Source organism: Streptomyces sp. SLBN-118, from assembly GCF_006715635.1.
In the GTDB taxonomy this organism is placed as follows: domain Bacteria; phylum Actinomycetota; class Actinomycetes; order Streptomycetales; family Streptomycetaceae; genus Streptomyces.
In genome coordinates this window covers 3,263,804-3,281,444 of the sequence record NZ_VFNP01000002.1, presented here as the reverse complement: position 1 = coordinate 3,281,444, position 17,641 = coordinate 3,263,804, and the positions used below count along the sequence as shown (strand labels likewise).

The 17,641-nt window shown below is 69.9% G+C and carries 20 protein-coding genes and 2 pseudogenes; 8 read left to right on the top strand and 14 right to left on the bottom strand.

Annotated features, from left to right (window positions below; translation table 11 throughout):
* The first annotated feature begins 67 nt into the window (after positions 1-67).
* Positions 68-805: a hypothetical protein gene (locus FBY35_RS33385; RefSeq protein ID WP_142217647.1), complete on the top strand. Its 738-nt coding sequence runs from the start codon at positions 68-70 to the stop codon at positions 803-805.
* A gap of 173 nt (positions 806-978) precedes the next feature.
* Positions 979-1,309, top strand: a pseudogene (locus FBY35_RS33380) (permease); the annotation flags it as partial.
* 82 nt (positions 1,310-1,391) lie between these two features.
* Here the strand turns inward: FBY35_RS33380 and FBY35_RS33375 are convergent.
* The 12 genes from FBY35_RS33375 to FBY35_RS33320 form a co-directional block, all read right to left on the bottom strand.
* Positions 1,392-2,042 (bottom strand): DUF305 domain-containing protein, encoded by a 651-nt coding sequence (locus FBY35_RS33375; protein ID WP_142217646.1) that lies wholly within the window; start codon positions 2,040-2,042, stop codon positions 1,392-1,394.
* A 92-nt stretch (positions 2,043-2,134) separates the two neighbouring features.
* Entirely contained in the window at positions 2,135-2,608 is a 474-nt protein-coding gene (locus tag FBY35_RS33370) for a DUF6153 family protein (RefSeq protein WP_142217645.1), read from the bottom strand.
* A gap of 66 nt (positions 2,609-2,674) precedes the next feature.
* Complete coding sequence (locus tag FBY35_RS33365; protein ID WP_142217644.1) at positions 2,675-2,998, bottom strand: hypothetical protein; 324 nt, start codon at positions 2,996-2,998, stop codon at positions 2,675-2,677.
* Complete coding sequence (locus FBY35_RS33360; protein WP_142217643.1) at positions 2,998-4,077, bottom strand: cytochrome b N-terminal domain-containing protein; 1,080 nt, start codon at positions 4,075-4,077, stop codon at positions 2,998-3,000. The genes FBY35_RS33365 and FBY35_RS33360 overlap by 1 nt, the downstream gene beginning before the upstream one ends.
* Entirely contained in the window at positions 4,074-4,676 is a 603-nt protein-coding gene (locus FBY35_RS33355; protein WP_142217642.1) for a hypothetical protein, read from the bottom strand. Before FBY35_RS33355 ends, FBY35_RS33360 begins: the two co-directional genes overlap by 4 nt.
* Positions 4,677-4,762: 86 nt before the next feature.
* Positions 4,763-6,343, bottom strand: a complete 1,581-nt coding sequence (locus tag FBY35_RS33350; RefSeq protein WP_222123169.1) for an ABC transporter permease — start codon at positions 6,341-6,343, stop codon at positions 4,763-4,765.
* Entirely contained in the window at positions 6,340-7,053 is a 714-nt protein-coding gene (locus tag FBY35_RS33345; protein WP_186357125.1) for an ABC transporter ATP-binding protein, read from the bottom strand. The genes FBY35_RS33350 and FBY35_RS33345 overlap by 4 nt, the downstream gene beginning before the upstream one ends.
* Complete coding sequence (locus tag FBY35_RS33340) at positions 7,050-7,331, bottom strand: hypothetical protein (protein WP_142217641.1); 282 nt, start codon at positions 7,329-7,331, stop codon at positions 7,050-7,052. The genes FBY35_RS33345 and FBY35_RS33340 overlap by 4 nt, the downstream gene beginning before the upstream one ends.
* Before the next feature lie 5 nt (positions 7,332-7,336).
* Positions 7,337-8,029 carry an isoprenylcysteine carboxylmethyltransferase family protein gene (locus FBY35_RS33335; protein ID WP_142217640.1) on the bottom strand — a complete coding sequence of 231 codons (693 nt, stop codon included), beginning with the start codon at positions 8,027-8,029 and terminating at the stop codon, positions 7,337-7,339.
* A gap of 63 nt (positions 8,030-8,092) precedes the next feature.
* Positions 8,093-8,305 (bottom strand): hypothetical protein, encoded by a 213-nt coding sequence (locus FBY35_RS33330; protein ID WP_260848897.1) that lies wholly within the window; start codon positions 8,303-8,305, stop codon positions 8,093-8,095.
* A gap of 31 nt (positions 8,306-8,336) precedes the next feature.
* Positions 8,337-8,594 (bottom strand): DUF2933 domain-containing protein, encoded by a 258-nt coding sequence (locus tag FBY35_RS33325; protein ID WP_222123168.1) that lies wholly within the window; start codon positions 8,592-8,594, stop codon positions 8,337-8,339.
* A 31-nt stretch (positions 8,595-8,625) separates the two neighbouring features.
* Positions 8,626-8,895 (bottom strand): SHOCT domain-containing protein, encoded by a 270-nt coding sequence (locus tag FBY35_RS33320; protein ID WP_186357124.1) that lies wholly within the window; start codon positions 8,893-8,895, stop codon positions 8,626-8,628.
* 195 nt (positions 8,896-9,090) lie between these two features.
* Here FBY35_RS33320 and FBY35_RS33315 point away from each other — a divergent pair, with 195 nt between their 5' ends.
* On the top strand, positions 9,091-11,910 hold the full coding sequence (locus tag FBY35_RS33315) for a heavy metal translocating P-type ATPase (RefSeq protein WP_142217639.1): 2,820 nt from the start codon (positions 9,091-9,093) through the stop codon (positions 11,908-11,910).
* Positions 11,911-12,033: 123 nt separating this feature from the next.
* A pseudogene (locus FBY35_RS37595) lies at positions 12,034-12,214 on the top strand (pyridoxal-5'-phosphate-dependent protein subunit beta); the annotation flags it as partial.
* Between the two features lie 70 nt (positions 12,215-12,284).
* On the opposite strand, the gene FBY35_RS33305 reads toward FBY35_RS37595, so the two are convergent.
* Positions 12,285-12,689 (bottom strand): hypothetical protein, encoded by a 405-nt coding sequence (locus FBY35_RS33305; RefSeq protein WP_142217638.1) that lies wholly within the window; start codon positions 12,687-12,689, stop codon positions 12,285-12,287.
* 21 nt (positions 12,690-12,710) lie between these two features.
* Positions 12,711-13,223, bottom strand: a complete 513-nt coding sequence (locus tag FBY35_RS33300; RefSeq protein WP_142217637.1) for a hypothetical protein — start codon at positions 13,221-13,223, stop codon at positions 12,711-12,713.
* Between the two features lie 320 nt (positions 13,224-13,543).
* On the opposite strand from FBY35_RS33300, the gene FBY35_RS33295 reads away from it, so the two are divergent.
* The 4 genes from FBY35_RS33295 to FBY35_RS33280 all read left to right on the top strand — a co-directional run bounded on the left by FBY35_RS33295 (position 13,544) and on the right by FBY35_RS33280 (position 17,361).
* The gene (locus FBY35_RS33295; protein WP_142217636.1) at positions 13,544-14,110 is read left to right on the top strand and encodes a TetR/AcrR family transcriptional regulator; all 567 of its coding nucleotides are present in this window, start codon (positions 13,544-13,546) and stop codon (positions 14,108-14,110) included.
* A gap of 94 nt (positions 14,111-14,204) precedes the next feature.
* Positions 14,205-15,518: an MFS transporter gene (locus FBY35_RS33290; RefSeq protein WP_260848896.1), complete on the top strand. Its 1,314-nt coding sequence runs from the start codon at positions 14,205-14,207 to the stop codon at positions 15,516-15,518.
* Positions 15,515-16,942, top strand: coding sequence for a carotenoid oxygenase family protein (locus FBY35_RS33285; protein WP_142217634.1), 1,428 nt, complete (start codon positions 15,515-15,517; stop codon positions 16,940-16,942). The genes FBY35_RS33290 and FBY35_RS33285 overlap by 4 nt, the downstream gene beginning before the upstream one ends.
* A complete protein-coding gene (locus FBY35_RS33280; RefSeq protein WP_142217633.1) occupies positions 16,939-17,361 on the top strand; it encodes an SRPBCC family protein in 423 nt (140 codons plus the stop codon). Before FBY35_RS33285 ends, FBY35_RS33280 begins: the two co-directional genes overlap by 4 nt.
* The last annotated feature ends 280 nt before the right edge of the window (positions 17,362-17,641 follow it).

The window sequence follows — 17,641 nt, the reverse complement described above, 5'->3', positions numbered from 1 at the left end:
TTCGGCGATTCACATCGTTATCAGCGATCTCTCCTGGGAAGCCGCTGGTCAACATAGGTTCACGACCATGGACAGCCCACAGCAGAACGCAATCAGCGAGCCCGAGGTCATCGGAGGCTTCCCGGAATCGCCCGCTCCGGACACCGCGGACGACGAAGCCCCATCAGTGCCCCGCACACCCCGGGTCAAGGCCTGGATATTGGGCGGGCTGGGAGGCGTCGTGGCGGCGTCGGTCGTGTGGGGTTCGGGGCTCTACGCATTGGGGCTTCCCGGCACACCCGACACGGTCGACTATCGCGTCGCAGACCAGCTGTGCGACAAGGCCCTCCTGCCGGGGCTGAGCACCCGGTTCGCCAAGGACACGGACTGGACGTCCTCGGTGACGAGGCACACCGCCATGGACACGGCGGACTGCTTCGGTGAGCTGCAGGCCAGCGGAAAGGGCCTGCACCGCGGCCGGCTTCAGCTCTCGGTCGTCCTGCACAAACAGACCGACCTGACAGCCGAGTTCGAGGCCATGAGGGCTGGCACCCGCAAGCGGTTCGCGGCGGGCGGGGGTGGGGGAAAGTCCGATGTGCACCGTGTGCCCGGCCTCGCGGACCATGCCTATCTGGTGACCAACGAATTCGGGAGCGGCTCCCACTGGATGCAACTGAATGTGCTCGACGGCGGAGCCGAGTTCACGCTGGCGTTGACCACCATGGCCAGGGGAGACGTTTCCCCGCCTCCCACCCCCAAGGAACTCGAACCACTCCTGATCGAGGACATGAAGGACGTCATGAGCAGCCTCAGCGCGAGCGGTTGAGCCCGCAGCCGAGACGGAGAGAGCAGATTCCCCCCAGCGTCTCGGGCCCGACGAGATCGCCCGGACATCGCTCAGCCCTGCCCGGCGCCCGGAGGCCCACCGTCTAGCGATCAGGAGCGCAGCGTCGGCCCCGTAGGCGGGAACACTCTTGTGCGGGTAGCTCTGGTCGAAGCGGTGCCGCTTCGTCGTCCTGCTCCTATGCCGCGGTGGCGCTGGCCCGATCGCTGTTGCGCAAGGGCTTCACCGCCGCGATGGCCTTCGAGATCGCTTCCACCAACCTCGTCGTCGAACTCGGCGTCATCCTGGCGCTGCTGATGGGCTGGCAGTTCACCGCGGCCGAGTTCTTCGGCGGCCTCATCATGATCATCGTCCTGGCTGTGCTTGCGCGACGCACTCCTACGCCAGGCGCGCGAGCAGGCCGAACGCGGAGTGGCAGGATCGATGGAAGGCCATGCCGCAATGGACATGTCCGTGCAGCGCGAGGCTCCTTCGCGCGCCCGACTTCGACGCAGTCGGGAGTGGAGGTATGCGCCACCGTTCCGGGCCTTCGTGCGGAAGGCCCGGAACAGCGTTGGCACTGTGCGGATCAGAGCCGGTCGAGGATGGCCTGCATCTGCTTCACCTCGGTGGACTGGTTCTTGATGACGTCGTCGGCGAGCTTCCTCGCCGCGGCGTCGCCGCCGTTTTTCTGCTCGTCCTTCGCCATGTCGATGGCCCCGTTGTGGTGGGCGATCATCAACTCGGCGAACTTGCGGTCGAAGTCCGTCCCCTTGGCGGCCATGAGATCCGACATGTCCTTCTCGGACATCATCCCGGGCATGGAGCCGCCGTGGTTCATGCCGCCGTGGTCCATGCCGGACGAAACCGGCTTGCCCCACGACGTGAGCCAGGACTGCATGGTCTTGATCTCGGGATCCTGAGCCTTCTCGATCTGCCCCGCCAGAGTCTTGATCTCCTGGTCTGACGCCCGGCCGTCAGCCAGCTCGGACATCTCCAGGGCCTGCTGGTGGTGGACGATCATCGACTGGGCGAACGCCACGTCCGCGTCGTTGGACGCGCCCGCGGCAGGTGACTTCGTCGACTCCTGAGTGGCGGCGGAGTTGTGGCCCTCATTCCCGGCGCCGGAGGTGTCGCTGCCGCCGCAGGCGGCGAGCAGCAGGGACGCGGCAGTGATGGCTCCCACCACCGCGACACCGCGGTGCAGGGGCATGCGGAAGGAACGCTTGTAGACGGTCATGTGCTGTGTACCTCTTTGGTCGATTCTGCGGATGGATGCGTCGTCGTCTCGGCGGGCAGCCCTCACGGGCCAGCCCGCACGGGAGGATCGGCCTATATCCGCAGGATCGACAGTTGCGCGAGGTCAGGTGGTCTGGGCGGAGGATCGGGGCGTACGAGCGTGAAGACCCGGGCGGCGAGATCGGCCGGCCAATCGCGCCGCGCGGTGAGCGCCGCGTACAGCAGAGAGGCCAGCGCCCAGGTGCCGAGCACCGCCATGCACAGCGACGCCATGTCCATAGCCAGACCCGGGTCGTGTGGCGCCGACACATCGTCGGCCAGCTCGGGGCCGTGGGCAGGGCTGCCTGCTGTGCTGAGCGATCCCCGATGGGCGTCACTGTCTCGCTCACCCTGCATTGATGCCGTGCCACCAGCGTGAGCGGCTGCCGCGTGAGTGGCGGACATGTCCGGGCCGGAGCCCCTGCTCGGGTGACCGACCGTATGCATGATGAACACGCCGAGTGCCAGCACGACGACGAGCAGGAGGCGCGCTGCGACGCCGACTGCTCGTGTGTACCGGTGCACCATGCTCCATACCTCCGCTGCCGACGATAGTTGAAGCGATGTGTAGTACGCCCCGCGAACTGATCCGGTTCAGTCAGTGGGCGTGGCCGTAGGGCGCGACCCGGTCCTCGCGACGCGATTGTCATTCGCGCTGTCGCGCAGCTGGCCGGCAACGGCAGCCGCCTGGGGGCGCGGCCGCAGTGGATTGCGGGGCGGACCGGCGAGCACGTTCAGGATCCGGGCTGCCTGGAAGGCGGAAGCGGCCAGGACCAAGGCGCTGATCAGGACGAGCATGGCCGTACCGGGTCCAGGGGCGCCGCGCAGTGCCTCGTAGAGGGCACCCGCCGCGCATACCGCGGTCACGGCGAGGCCCCAGAACCAGCGTCGTGCGCGCCGCACGACAGCAGCGGACATCAGTGCCCTTTGGGGTTGGCGATCCAGACCTGGATCGTGATGGCGGCGAGCGCGAGCAGCAGTACGACGGCCACGCCGACGGTGACCTTGCGCTCGCGCCACCTCCGCCTGGGACTGCGGTCCAGGAACGGCACGAGGAAGGTCAGTCCGAAGACGCCCAGGATGACCCATCCGATGGAGGCGACCCCGAACCATTCCTCCATCGGGAAGAACCACCAGAACATCCACAGCGGGCGGGTGATCTCGATCCCGTCGACGGGGGTCGGGCCGACCACGGGCGGCACCAGCACACCCAACAGCGACAGCGCGCCGAGCAGGACGAGCCCGAACGCGGCCACACGCTGCAGGTGGGTGGTGAACGGCTCGGCCGACTCGACGCCGGCCACCGGGATCTCGGGGTGGGAGGAGATCTTGTGTCGCTTGATCAGCAGGGCGTGCCATACGAACAGCAGCAGGATCAGGCCGGGGACGATCACCACATGGGCGTTGAACAGGCGCAGCAGGATGGACACGCGGTCGGTCAGCTCGTCGGTGAACCAGATGCCGGCCCCGCCGAGCAGTTCGGCCACGTCCAGGTTGTGGATCATGGCCTCGTAGCCCTCCTGGTCCCACTTCAGGACGGTGCCGGTGAACACCGCCAGGAACGTCAGCAGGAACATCGCCGCACCGACGACCCAGTTGCCCTCGCGCGGCTTCTTGTAGGAGGCGTGGAAGAACACGCGCAGCAGGTGGAGCAGCGCCAGGACGAACATCGCCTGCGCCGCCCAGTAGTGCAGGCCGCGGGCGAAGCTGCCCAGCCACACGTCGGTCACCAGGTCGCGTACGGACTGGTTCGCGTCCTCCGGGATGGGTGCGTAGAACTGCGTGATGTAGATCCCGGTGACGAGCAGGATGACGAACGCCACCGCGGTGATGCCGCCCAGGCTCCATGCCAGGTTGTTCGCGTGCTCGGGCACCGGATAGGTGAGCGCCTTGATGCCCATCCGTTCGTCGATCGCGTCGACGGCGCGATGGAACCACCCGCGGCGACCCGGTTGCGCCCCGGCCGGGGGCGTGGGGGTCGGTGAGGTCGAGGTCATTGTTTCCTGCCCTCTCCGTGTTCTTCCGCGGCGGCGCGGCGGCGCAGTTCGCGGATGCTGTGGCGGGGGCGCAGCCGCACCGACAGCCACAAGCCGGCCGCGATGGCGACGAGGGACAGCGCGAACAGGGCCGCGTCGGCCGCATCGGCGACACCGCGTGCCGGCCGGAATTCATCCAGCACCACACTCGTCCCGGTCTCGGTGCCCGTGACGAGCTGTCCGGCTTTCGGAGCGGACGGCAGCTTGCCGCCCAGCGACGCCAGAAGCAGCTTGCGGGTTTCTCGGAGGGCGGCTTCTTCGGCACCCGGACGTTCAACGGCCTTGAGGGCGTCGTTGACGAGTTTCAGGTCGACGCCCTCCTTGTGCGGCGCCATCAGGGCGTCTTCGATGCGCTCGGCCACGCGTGACTCGCCGGCGTCGTTGGCGATCAGGGCGATGGCCTGCTCGACCAACACCGCTGCCTCATCGCTCTCCTCGCCATGCGCCTGGGCCACGCCCGGCAGGAGCGCCAGGACGAGAACCGCGACCAGCAGCGTCCCAAGGCTCCTGGCAGCGGTGGCACGGAAACGCACACACGACCCGGACGAGTTCCTGCGCATGGTGATCGCCTTCCACGGCCCTCGAGGACGCTGCGCCGTTGTGACCGGCACGTGCCGAGTGTGGGACGACTGACAAGGATTCCCGGTTATTGACCCGCCGAGCTCTTGGGTTCGTTCACCCCGATGGACGTGCCACGGATACCGGCGCTCCCACCCCCGGTCACAACGGTGCTCGGGCCTGAGGCTGGAGCCACCGCGCGATGGAAGAGCGCCGCGGCGGCCAGGGTCAGGCCGGCCAGCCAGGCGAGGGCGATGAGCAGGGGGCCGGTTTCGTCGAAGCCGGGGGTGAGGGCGGCGTCGATGAGGACGCGGCCGGAGCCGTATCCGGGCAGCGCGTGGGCCCAGTCGGGTGGGGCGGAGCGGAGCATGGGGCTCTGCTCGATGCCCAGGTCGAGGAAGGGGACGAGGAAGGCGATCAGGATGCCGCCGACGCGTCCGAAGAGGGGGCCGAGCAGGACGCCGATGAGGCCGTAGGTGAGGGCGATGAGGATGCTGGCGGCGATGTAGCGGGGCCAGTTGCTGGCGTCGAAGACGGTGGCCGTGACCGCGAGCGAGGCCGCGGTGGCCACCAGCGCGCCCAGGGCGACGATGCTCAGGCGGGAGGCGAGCAGGGTGGCGGGGCGGAAGCCGGCCAGGGAAAGGCGCCGGTCGCCGCTGCGGGCGTCGAGGACGGTGAACAGGCCGACGAGGGCGGCCAGCGAGCCGATGGCGATGGGGGCCATGGTGCCGCCGTGGATGTCGGGCAGCCACGCCTGCTGGTCCAGCGTGCGGCTGTTCTCGCGTACGGTGAGGGTCGTGTTCTCCTGAGGTGTGGTGGCCACCGCCAGGAGGACGAAGACGACGGGGACCGCGACCAGCAGGGCCCACAGCACCCGGTTGCGGCCGGCTTCGCGCAGTCCCATCCGTACCCCGGCGGCCAGCTGGGCCCGCAGCGAGCCGGGCCGGGCACCTCGGCGTGCGTGACGGGTGCGGCTGATAACAGTGATCACATACCAGGCCGCGATGAGGGCGACTGCACTCCAGGCCAGGGCCCAGCCGAGATCGCCGAGGCGCCCGCTGTGGCCGGAGGGCAGGTCCACCATCCACAGCGTGACGAAGTGGGTGGGCAGCACGCGGGTCAGGGCTCGGTCGGTGGCGCCGAGGACCGGGCCGAAGAAGACATCCAGGATCCATATGAACAGCACCAGAACGGTGCCGTTGACCGGGTTGGCGACGAGGGCACCGATAACGGCGCCGATTGCCAGGTAGATCACCGCGTACATCACCGTTCCGGCCGCCACCCGCCCCGGTGCATCGCCCAGTCCTGTGCGTGCGGCGAGCGCGACCAGGGCCGCGACGGCGGCGAGCAGCGCCAGGGTCAGGCCGGTTGCCATGCGGGCGGCCACGAGCCGGGCTGGGGCGAGCCCGGCCAGGACGAGGCGGCGGTCGGCGGCGCGGGCGGCGCGCAGCTGGAAGTACATGGCGATGGCGGCGATGAAACCGGCGGCCCAGCCGGCGGTGGCGGTCTGCACCGCGGGCCCGCCCGGTCCTCCCAGTAGCTCGGCGGTGTCGGCCAAGGGGCGGGAGGCCACCACGACGAACGCCACCGGCACCAGCACGAGCACCAGCAGATTCACCGGGGTGCGTACGGCGTCGGTGAGAAAGCGCCGGGTCAGCAGCACGGTCATCGCGGCACCGCCCGTCCGTCGCGGAGCTGGACGATGCGGTCGAAGCGCTCCTCGTCGGTGACGAAGTGACTGATGATCAGCACTGACCGTCCCGCCTGGCGGCGCTCGGCGACCAGGTCCCAGAACTTCAGGTACGTATCGAAGTCGAAGCCGGCGTAGGGCTCGTCCAGCAGCAGTACCTCGGGGTCGGCAAGCAGCGCCAGGCCCAGGTTCAGCTTGGACAGCGTCCCGCCGGAGAGCCGGTCGGCGCGGGTGGTGGCGTAGCGGTCGAAGCCGAGCTGGGTGTAGATGCGGCCGCGGGAGGCGCGCTCGGTGTCGTCGGTCAGGCCGTAGGCGCGGCCGAACAGCTCGAAGTGCTCGTCGCAGGTGAGGCGTTCGTAGACGACGGGCTCCTGCGGGCAGTAGCCGATCCGCCCGTCGCGCGTGATGGTGCCGGTGTCGGCGGCCAGGTCCCCGACCAGGATCTTCATCAGGGTGCTCTTGCCGGAGCCGTTCTCCCCGACCAGGCCGACCACCTCGCCCGCCGCCAGTTCCAGGTCCACACCGCGCAGCACCGGCGTGCGGCGCTGGGCCGGCCATATGCCGCGCCGGTACTCCTTGGTGACCCCGGACGCCTGAAGCACCACGTTTGGGGCGGTCGCCGGAGCGACCGGGCCGACGGTGGCGGAACTGGCCTTGGCCTGCGGTGGCTTGGCCACGTTGCTGGTCATCGTGTCCTCCGGGCCGTATGCCGCACCCGGCCGGGTGCGTTGCGCAGGGTGTCGGCGACGGCCCAGGTCAGGGCAGCGGCGATGGCGGTGGCGCCCCACAGGCCCCAGGCCGCCGCCGGGGCGTCGTCGACCAGGAGCGCGGGCAGGGAGAGCACACCGGCAATCGGCAAAGTCTGGGCGGCCCCCCGGGAAGGTCCGTGCCGACGGTGCACTTGGGCGGCGCAGACCGCGACGGTCACAAGGCCGACGGCGATCAGAAGCCAGGTCAGCGCCGTCATCGCGCTCACCTCCGCGTCGAGGGCTGCTCCGGCCCGCTGGCTCGGCCGGGGGCCTGGCCGTGCGGGCGTGTCCGGTGGCTCAGCTTCGGCCAGAACGCCGGTGTGAGTGCGGCGTAGGCGGTCCACTGCTCACCGAAGCGGGCGGCGACCTCGCGTTCTTCGCTACGGGCCAGGCGCAGATACACGTACACCAGCACCGGGAACATGATCAAGGTCGGGATGGTCGGCCACTGCAGCAGGAACCCGATCATGATGAGCAGAAAGCCGTCGTACTGCGGGTGACGCACCCAGGCGTACGGGCCGGTGGTGGCGAGTTCGTCGTGCTGGGCGGCGGCATGGAGGTGCTTCCAGGCGGTGGCGATCAGCCAGAACCCGGTGCCGATGGCGACGTAGCTGGCCAGGTGGAAGGGGCTGAGGTGCGGGTCGCCCTGCCAGTTGGTCAGGTCGTTCCACAGGTGGCCGCCGGCGTGGGTGTCCTTCAGCAGCGGGAAGCTGGAGCCGAGCCAGCTGCCCAGTAGGTAGACGGTCAGCGGGATGCCGTACATCTCGGTGAACAGCGCGACCAGGAACGCGCTGTAGGCGCCCATCGCGCGCCAGTCCCGCTTGGACTTGGGGTGGAAGAAGCTGGCCGCGAACACCACGAAGAGCAGGGTGTTGAGGACCACCAGGGGCCACAGGCCGTATGCGGCGTCAGTCATGACGTCCTCCCACGGGACTGGTCGGGTCTGCAGCGGTTATGCGCTGTCCCCGGGCAATGCTGCTCATGCGGCGCTGGTAGGCGGCGGCGTCGACCCGGTGGTGAAGGCGCAGGCCCACCAGCCGCCGTTCCGCTTCCTCCAGTGCGGCGCGCCGTCCGCGCGGGCGGGCCGGCGGTGGTGGGGCGGCTCGTCGGGGGTGATCAGGCGGGTGATGCCGTAGACGATGCCCGCCAGGCGCAGCTCCCCGACCCGACCAGCGAGGGACACAACAGCCATGGCACTCACCCCCCTGCCCGGGCCTCGGCGGTCAGGGCCGTCCCGGCCCGGTGGGGTGGTCGTGCTTCTGCAGCGAGTCCTCATCCCGGTCGCCGCGGTGCTGATCGTGGCCGCCGTGCATGTCCTGGCCGTGCCTGCCGCGCATCATGAAGAACATCATCAGCGGGCAGGCCGCCACGAGGGCGAGCCAGAGAAGGCTTTGCAGCGACGCGCCGACGATCAGGGCGCCGACCACGACGATCGCAGCGGCAAGGGCGTACATGCCGTAGTTGCGCTTGTTGTCGTTCATACGGACCTCCTTCAACGGAGCGCGGCGGTGTTCAGGATTTGGTGAGCGGGCCGGCGTGCAGCACAGTCAGGCGGCGCCGGAACTCCTCTTCGTCGATCTCCCCACGGGCCAGCCGGTCACGGAGGATGTCTTCCGGTGTGGGCGTGGTGGGGGTGTGCGTGTGTTCGTGTTGGTGCGGGTGGTTCAGAGCGCGGAACAGCAGCACCGCGACGGTGATGATCAGCGCCCAGAAAAGGATCATGCCGGCCGACATTGCGAACCAGCCCCACCCGCCGACGTCGTGGTCGTACCAGAACATCATCGCCACTCTCCTGCCTTGGCGGGGTACCCAGCGGGGCACCCGGGTGGTTCTTGCTTTCCACCTGCATCGTGCCTCCGGGAGTGTGCCGCGGTCAGGGGCCGGATGGTCCAGGACCCTGGGCCTTCAGCCCCTACCCGGCAGGGGTAGACGCGCGCAGGCTGGAGATTGCGAACCCGCCTAGGGAGGCAGCAGCTCATGAGTGCCCTCGACGTCGTTGTGATCCTGGCCGCCGCGATGCTCATTGCGGGTCTGGGCTGGTTCTTCTTCGGGCCGCGCCGGGCCGGTTCCGCCCGGATTGAGGGCGGGGTGCAGCGGGTGGAGGTGACGGTGCGGGGCGGCTACAGCCCCGACCTGATCAAGGTCCGTCAGGGCACGCCGGTGGAGCTGGTCTTCGACCGGCAGGAGGCCGGCGAGTGCACGTCCCGCGTGGTTTTCCCCGACCTCAAGATCGGCGCGGGCCTGCCCGCCCACACGCGAACCACCGTGCGGCTCAGCCCGGACCGGCCGGGTTCCTTCGGCTTCGCCTGCGGCATGAACATGATCCACGGCACGCTGCTCGTCGAACCCGCGGAAGGCACCGCACCGCCCACTCCGAACGCCCACGGCACCACGTCCGCAACTCCAGCCGCCCCTGTTGCTTCGGCCGGCGGGCCGCCGACAGGTGAGGGACGGACGGCGGCCGAGGCGGAGGCGGCGGACGCCGCCGAGCGGCAGGGCGAGATCAAGGACCTCACCCACAGGGTGCTGCTCGGTGCGGTGCTGACCGCACCGGTGCTGTTCGCTGTGATGGCGCACGAACTCTTCGGCGCCGACTGGGTCCCGGGCTGGATGCTCAACCCCTGGCTACAGCTGGCTCTGATCACCCCGGTGATGTTCTACACCGGCTGGCCGATCCATGTGACGGGCTGGCTGACCCTGCGCCACCGCGCCGCCGACATGAACTCCCTGATCACGCTGGGCACGAGTGCCGCCTACGGCTACAGCCTGCTGGTCACCCTCGCCCCCGGCCTGCTGCCGGAAGACGTACGCGAGGTCTACTTCGAAGCCGTCGGCGTCATCCTCACCCTGATCCTGCTCGGCCGTCTGCTGGAGGCCCGCGCGAAGGCCGGCACCGGCGAGGCGATCCGGGCCTTGCTCGGCCTGCAGGCCCGCACCGCCCGTGTCATACGGGACGGCACCGAAACAGAGATCCCAATAGAGGACGTGGCCGTCGGGGACGAGATCGTCATCCGGCCCGGGGAGAAGATCCCCGTCGATGCGGACGTTCTCTCCGGCTCGTCCGCGGTGGACGAGTCGATGGTCACCGGTGAGCCGATGCCGGTCACCAAGCACACCGGGGACACGGTCATCGGCGCCACCGTCAACGGCACCGGCTCCCTGCGGGTACGGGCAGCCAAGGTCGGCTCGGACACGATGCTCGCCCAGATCATCCGCATGGTTCAGCAGGCGCAGGCGTCCAAGGCCCCCATCCAGCGGCTCGCCGACGCGGTGTCGGCGTACTTCGTGCCCGCGGTCATCGCCATCGCGATCGGCACCTTCGCACTGTGGTTCACCCTCGGGCCGTCGCCCGCACTGACCCTGTCCCTGGTCTCCGCAGTCGCCGTACTGATCATCGCCTGCCCGTGCGCGCTGGGACTGGCCACCCCTTTGTCCGTCATGGTCGGTACCGGCAAGGGCGCCCAGGCCGGCATCCTCATCCGCTCCGCCGAGGCCCTGGAGACCGCGCACAAGCTGGACACCGTAGTGCTGGACAAGACCGGCACCGTCACCGAGGGCAAACCGGTTCTGACCGACGTCCACACAGCCGACGGCCTCGACGAGGGACAACTGCTGCGGCTGGTGGCGGCGGCCGAGGCCGACAGTGAACACCCGCTCGCGCAGGCCATTGTCACCGGCGTCCGCGAGCGCGGACTGGCGTGGCAGGCCGCGACCGGCTTCGACTCGGTCACCGGCAAGGGCGTCCAGGCCACCGTCGACGGGCACGCCGTCCTGGTCGGCACCGCCCGGCTGCTGGGCGACGTCGGTATCGACACCACCACCCTGGCCCCCGTGGCGGCCGGCTTCTCGGCCGCAGGCAAGACACCCGTCCTCGCTGCGGTCGACGGCCGGCCCGCCGGCGTGCTCGCCGTTGCGGACACCGTCAAGGCCGACTCCGCCGCCGCCATCGCCGCGCTGCAACGCCTCGGCGTCGACGTCGTCATGCTCACCGGCGACAACGCCCGCACCGCCGCCGCCATCGCCGCCCAGGTCGGCATCACCCGAGTCCTGGCCGAGGTACTGCCCGAACACAAGGCCGACGAGATCCGCCGCCTGCAGGGCGAAGGCCGCACCGTCGGCATGGTCGGCGACGGCATCAACGACGCCCCCGCCCTGGCCGCCGCCGACGTCGGCCTGGCCATCGGCACCGGCACCGACGTAGCCATCGAAGCCGCCGACATCACCCTCATCTCCGGCTCGCTGAGCGGGGTCGTCACCGCGATCCGGCTGTCGCGCGCCACCATGCGAAACATCCGGCAGAACCTGTTCTTCGCCCTGGTCTACAACGCCGTCGGCGTTCCCCTCGCCGCAGGCGCCCTCTACCCCCTTTGGGGCATCCGCCTCAGCCCGATCATCGCCGCCGCAGCCATGGCACTCAGCTCCCTGTCCGTCGTCACCAACGCCTCCCGGCTCCGTCGCTGGCACACGTCCCCGCTGCCGGACGCCCCTCCAGCCAACGTCCGGCCCAGCGTCGAATCCGCTACCGACCGTTCCCCGGCCGGCCGCACGGCGGCCACCGAACACCACCACCCAGCACCGCACGACCATGCCCACAAGCAGCACGCTGACGGCGACGCGGCCACGGACCCCGTCTGCGGCATGAGCATCGAGAAGGCGTCCGCAGCGGAGACGCGGAACACCGCCACAGGCACCTACTACTTCTGCTCCACCCACTGCGCCGCCGCATTCGACGCCGACCCCGGCCGCTACACCGCTCCCTCGTCAGGCCGCACGCACGAAGGAGGCGAACAGCGGTGACCACCACCCCCGCCCCTCACCGCCACGTCCACGGACTGCATATCCAGGCACCGGGATACGCCGACCACAAGGCCGATCACCTCGCACGCCTGCACAAGATGACGTGCGCGGTCACCAGCCAGCATGGTCGGCAATACGCCCTTCCTGTGGTCGGCGAACCGTTCACCCCGTCGGGCGCGGCTTCTGGGCCAAGCTCGAAGACGCCAACCCCGGCGGGACCAAGGACCGTCCGGCGCTCCGCATGGTCGCCGCGGCACGCAGCCGCGGTGCCCTCGCGGCGGGCGCGCCCGTCATCGAGTCCACCCGACGGTCGGCGCTCCGGCCATGAAGGATGTGACGGTAGTCGGCGGCCGGGTATCGCCTGGCCGCGCGTGCTATTCGGGCGCGAAGAGTTGGAAGAACGTCGGGAAGGTGCCGAGGACGCCGAGCCCGATCAGCGCCAGTGCCACCGTCAGGGCGCGGCTGGTCTCGTGCTCCTTGTTCCTGAGCACCAGGTGGAGAATCACCCAGGACACCAGCCAGACGGCCACCGCCATGAGGGTCTTGCCGGACAGCGGACCGACCCGGTCGTTCCACTGCAGCCAGTCCGCCACGTCCTTGATGGCCTCGGCCAGGGTGGTGAACAGACCCAGGGCCACGGCACCGACGCCGGCGGCGATGATGGCGGCCGAGATCGGCCCTTCCGGCCGATCGCCGCCCGTCGTGCCGACTCCCGTTGCCGGGGCCGGTGCGGGCTGTTGCTCGTCGGCGTGTTGCGGATGTTCCTCGTGCTGGTTCATCGCATTCACTTCCTCTCCGGTCTACTCGACCGGTGCGACCTTGGTGATGAAGGCGCCGAACGCCCCGGCGATGGCGGCGAAGGCGAAGGCGAGCACGAACAGCAGGATGGTGGTGCGCCGTACCCGCTCGTGACGGATGAGGGTGCTGCCGTAGTAGAGGACGATGAAGGCGACAGCGGTGGCCAGGATCGGACTGATCCAGGCGATGTGTTCCTTCCACTCCATGGCGAACTCGTGCCAGTCGGCGGTCTCCGGATCGGCCAGCAGTTGCGACTTGGGGCTGTCCGGGCCCTTCTCCCGGTACCAGGGGTAGACGACCCAGGTGCCGGTGATCACCGTCCCCCAGGCGGCCACCGCCATCGTCGTGACCCCGATCTTCAGCCGCCGCATTCGCTCGACGACGCCTGTGCCGGTGACCAGCGCCGTTCGCAACCCGTACAGGTCGGCCAGCCCGCCGGCGAACCCCAGCAGGAACACCGCTCCCAGCACCATGCCGTGGATCAGTCCCCACATCTCGCGGTCCGTGAAGCTCATCGCTCACCACCCTGTGATTGGCCGTGAATTACTTCGACTGGCCGAAAAGGTAGGGAGCGGCAGTGTTGCTCGGCAGGGGCCGAACGGCCCACTGCCGTGGCTCCGAACGGCCCCTGTGCGTGGGGTGCGCCGGCCGCGTCGGGCCGCGGTGGCCCTCGTCGGATGGACGGTGACGTCGTCGGTGGTGCCGTGGACGCAGAGGGGTTGGCCTTCGTGCGGCCTGGGGCGGCGTGAGCGGGTGCGGTCGGGGCGCGGGTCCTGCCGGAGCGTGTGGGGCTTGAGGGTTGACACAGGGAAAGTGTGAGTGGTCTATTACTCACATGGGTAGGACAAGTACGCGACAACTCTCCACCGCCGATGCCCGTCGCGCGGAGGTTCTGGCCACCGCCTCCCGGGTCTTCGCGGCGCGGGGCTACTACGGCACCTCCACCACCGAGGTCGCCAAGGGCGCGGGGATCTCGCAGTCGTATCTGTACCGGCTCTTCCCCGACAAGGAGGCGTTGTTCGTCGCCGTCGTTGAGGACTGCGGGCGGCTGATCCGGGAGCGCCTCGCCGAGGCGGTCGTCGAGGTGGGCAGTGCCGAGCCGGCGGATGTGCTGTATGCGATGGGGGATGCGTACGCACATCTCATCGCGGACCGGGACGACCTGCTCAGGGTGCTGATGCATGCGAACTGTGCGGCGAGCGAGCCCGCGATCAAGGTGGCCGTGCAGGGGATGTACGCACGGCTCGTCGAGTACGTGCGGTCGGCGTCCGGTGCGCCCGACGAGCTCATTCAGCGGTTCTTCGCCACCGGGTTCCTGTGCAATGTCGTTGTCTCCATCGGGGCGACGGACGTCGATGCGCCCTGGACCAGGACCCTGCTTGCGGGTGTCCGCCACTACTGAGCAGAACGAAGCCGCGTGCCCCGCGAGCGGCTTTTCCTTTCGGTCAATCAGTGAGTGATCGATCACTCTTTCTCTCGGAGGAGGCATGGCACCCGTGACGGAAGCACCGTCGGGCATACGACAGGGCCCCGCCCTCGCGGCCCTCGCGACCGCGCAGTTCCTGGTCGTGCTCAGCACCTCGATCGTGAATGTCGCGCTCCCCGCCCTCGCGGACGGCCTGACCATGTCACCCGCCGCGCTGTCCTGGGTCGTCAACGCCTACGTTCTCGCCTTCGGCGCACTCCTCCTGCTCGGCGGACGACTGGCCGACCTGCTCGGCAGGCGCCGGGTGTTCACCGTCGGCACGGCCGTCTTCGCGCTCGCCTCGCTCGCCGCAGGTCTCGCCCCGTCCGCCCCCGTCCTCATCGCGGCCCGCGCCGTCCAGGGCGCGGGCGCGGCACTCCTCGCGCCCGCCGCGCTCGCGCTCGTGCTCGGCGTCTTCCCGCCCGGACCCGGCCGGGGCAGGGCGCTCGGTGTGTGGGGTGCGGTCTCCGGGGCGGGCGGGGCGGCCGGGGTGCTGCTCAGTGGGGTGCTCACCGAGCTGTACGGCTGGCCCGCGGTGTTTCTTCTCCCCGTGCCCGTTGCCGCCCTTTCCCTCGCCGCGACGCTCGTTCTTGTCCCCGCCGACAAGCCCGCGGGAGGCGAGGTCGACACCCTGGGTGCCATCACGTCGACCGCCGGGCTGACCGCGCTCGTCTACGCCGTCACCGCCAAGAATCCCCTCGCGGGAGCCGTGGGCCTGGTGCTCCTCGCCGCGTTCGCCGTACGGCAGAAGCGGGCCAGGACTCCCCTCGTACCGCCGCGGCTGCTGCGTACGGGCAAGGTCACCGTCGCCAATGCCGCCATGACGCTGCTCGGCGCGGTCTGGGTCGGGCTGTTCTACTTCCTGCCGCTCTACCAGCAACAGGTTCTCGGTTACGGGCCGTTGGAGGCGGGGCTCACCCAACTCCCGCTCGCGCTGAGCGTCGTGGCCGGGTCGATGCTCGCCCCCAGGCTGTCCGCCCGTGCCGGGACGCCCGCGGCCCTCGCCGTCCTCACCCTCGGACTCGTATGGCTCTCCCGCGCGCCCGACGACGGAGCGTTCGCCGTCGATCTGCTCGGCCCCTCGCTCCTCATCGGCGCGGGGCTCGGAGCCGCGTTCGTACGGCTCACCGCCCTGTCCACCCACGACGTGCCGCCCGCCGACTCCGGTCTGGCCGGGGGCCTGATCAACACCACCCGCCAGCTCGGCGGAGCACTCGGCCTTGCCCTGATGACGGCCATCGCCCCGACAGCGGCCGGCCACAGCGCCGCATTCGTCACCGCCGCGGTCCTCGCCGCGCTCACCACCTGCACCACCTTCACCATCACCAGGAGGAAGCAGTCATGACCACCAAGCCGTACGTCTCCGGGCACTACACGCCCGTCGTCGACGAGATCACCGCGCACGAGCTGACCGTCCACGGAACCATCCCGCCCGAGCTGAGCGGCCGCTACTTCCGCAATGGTCACAACCCCAAGCCCGGCCACACACCCACCCACTGGTTCAAGGGCAGCGGCATGATCCACGGGCTGCGGCTGCGGGGCGGCCGCGCCGAGTGGTACCGCAACCGCTGGGTCCACACCCCCGCGCTCGCCGGTGTCCCCTATATGGGCGCCGACGGGATACCGAATCTCAAGGCCAGCGACGCCGCCACGCATGTCATCGAGCACGCGGGCCGGATCCTGGCGCTCCAGGAGGTGAACCTGCCCTACGAGATGACGCCCGAGCTGGACACCGTCGGCGCGTACGACTTCGGCGGCAGGCTGAAGACCGCGATGACCGCGCACCCCAAGACCGACCCGGTCACCGGCGAGCTGCACTTCTTCGGCTACGGGCCCTTCCCGCCGTATCTGACGTACTACGTCGCCGACGCCAAGGGCGACATCGTCCGCTCGGAGGTCGTCGACGGCGCGGGCCCCTCCCTGATGCACGACTTCGGCATCACGGCCGGGCATGTGATCTGGCTCGACCTCCCGGTCGTCTTCAACCCGGCCGAGCAGTCCGGGATCCCGTACCGATGGAGCGACACCTACACCCCGCGCATCGGCGTCATGCCGCGCACGGGGCCCGCCAGGGTGCGGTGGTTCGAGGTCGAGCCCGGTGCCCTGCTGCATGTGGCCAACGCGTACGAGGACGAGCGCGGCCGGATCGTGCTGAGCGGGCCGCGCTACGACCGCGGGGCCTGGGAGCAGACCTGGAAGTGGTGGATCGGTGCGCCCGGTTACGCGCCCCAGCCGATGGTCGGCGCGACCGGCCACCGCTGGGTCCTCGACCCGGCGACCGGTACCGCGAGCGAGGAGGCTGTCGACGACCTGGTGACCGAATTCCCCACCATCAACGAAGACATGACGGGTCTGCCGAACCGGTTCAGCTACTCCGTCGCCTTCCCCGGGCCGGACCTGAACGAGTACGCCATCGCCAAGCACGACCACACGACCGGCGTACGGGAGCTGGTGCCCATGGGCCGCGGCCGGATGCCCGGCGAGGCCGTGTTCGTGGCTGCCGAAGGCGGCACCCGCGAGGACGACGGCTATCTGCTCACCGTCGTCAGCGATCTGGACCGGGACGCCTCGCAGCTGCTGATCCTCGACGCCTCGGCTCCCGCCGGACGGCCCGTGGCCACGGTCGAGCTGCCGCGCCGGGTGCCGGCCGGGATCCATGGCTCCTGGATTGCCGACGCCGACATCGAGGCCACCAACGACACCGACAACCACACCGACATCAACACCGACATCAACACCGACATCAACACAGAGGACGGTGCGGCATGATCAACACGCGTCACGAGATCACGATCGCGGCCCCCGTCGAGAGCGTCTGGCGGCTGCACACCGACATCGCCGCCTGGCCGAGCTGGAACTCCGGAATCGACCTTGCCGCGCTCGAAGGCGAGCTGAAGGTGGGCGCGAGCTTCCGCTGGCTCACCCACGGCCTGGACATCACCTCGACGGTGACGGAGTTGGAACCGTGCCTGTCCATTGCCTGGGGCGGACCCGCAGCGGGCATCGACGGAACCCACCGCTGGACGTTTCAGCCGTGCGGCGGGGGGACGGAGACGCGGGTCGTCACCGAGGAGTCCTGGGCGGGGGCGCCGGTCGACGCGGACCCGGCCGGGATGCTCGCGGCCCTTGAGCAGTCCCTGGTCGCCTGGCTGGAGGAGCTCAAACGAACGGCGGAGCAGGAGCGGTAGACACACGTGCCGGCCGGCACCGGGGGACCGGTGCCGGCCGACGGACGTACGGGTCAGCCCGAAGTGGCCTTCGCCGCCCAGGCCCCCTGCTCCTGGACGACTGCTCCTGGACGACCAGCTGTGTTTCGCCCTGTACGCGGCTTCCGCGCCGTCACCGGGCAGTGCCGCCCGCTGCTGGAGGTGCTCGGGCTGACCGGGCACGTCGCCGCTCGCGCCCCCGCGGCCGGTGGCCGGTGCCCAGCTCGTTGGCCAATACACCGACCTTGACGCCGCCCGCACA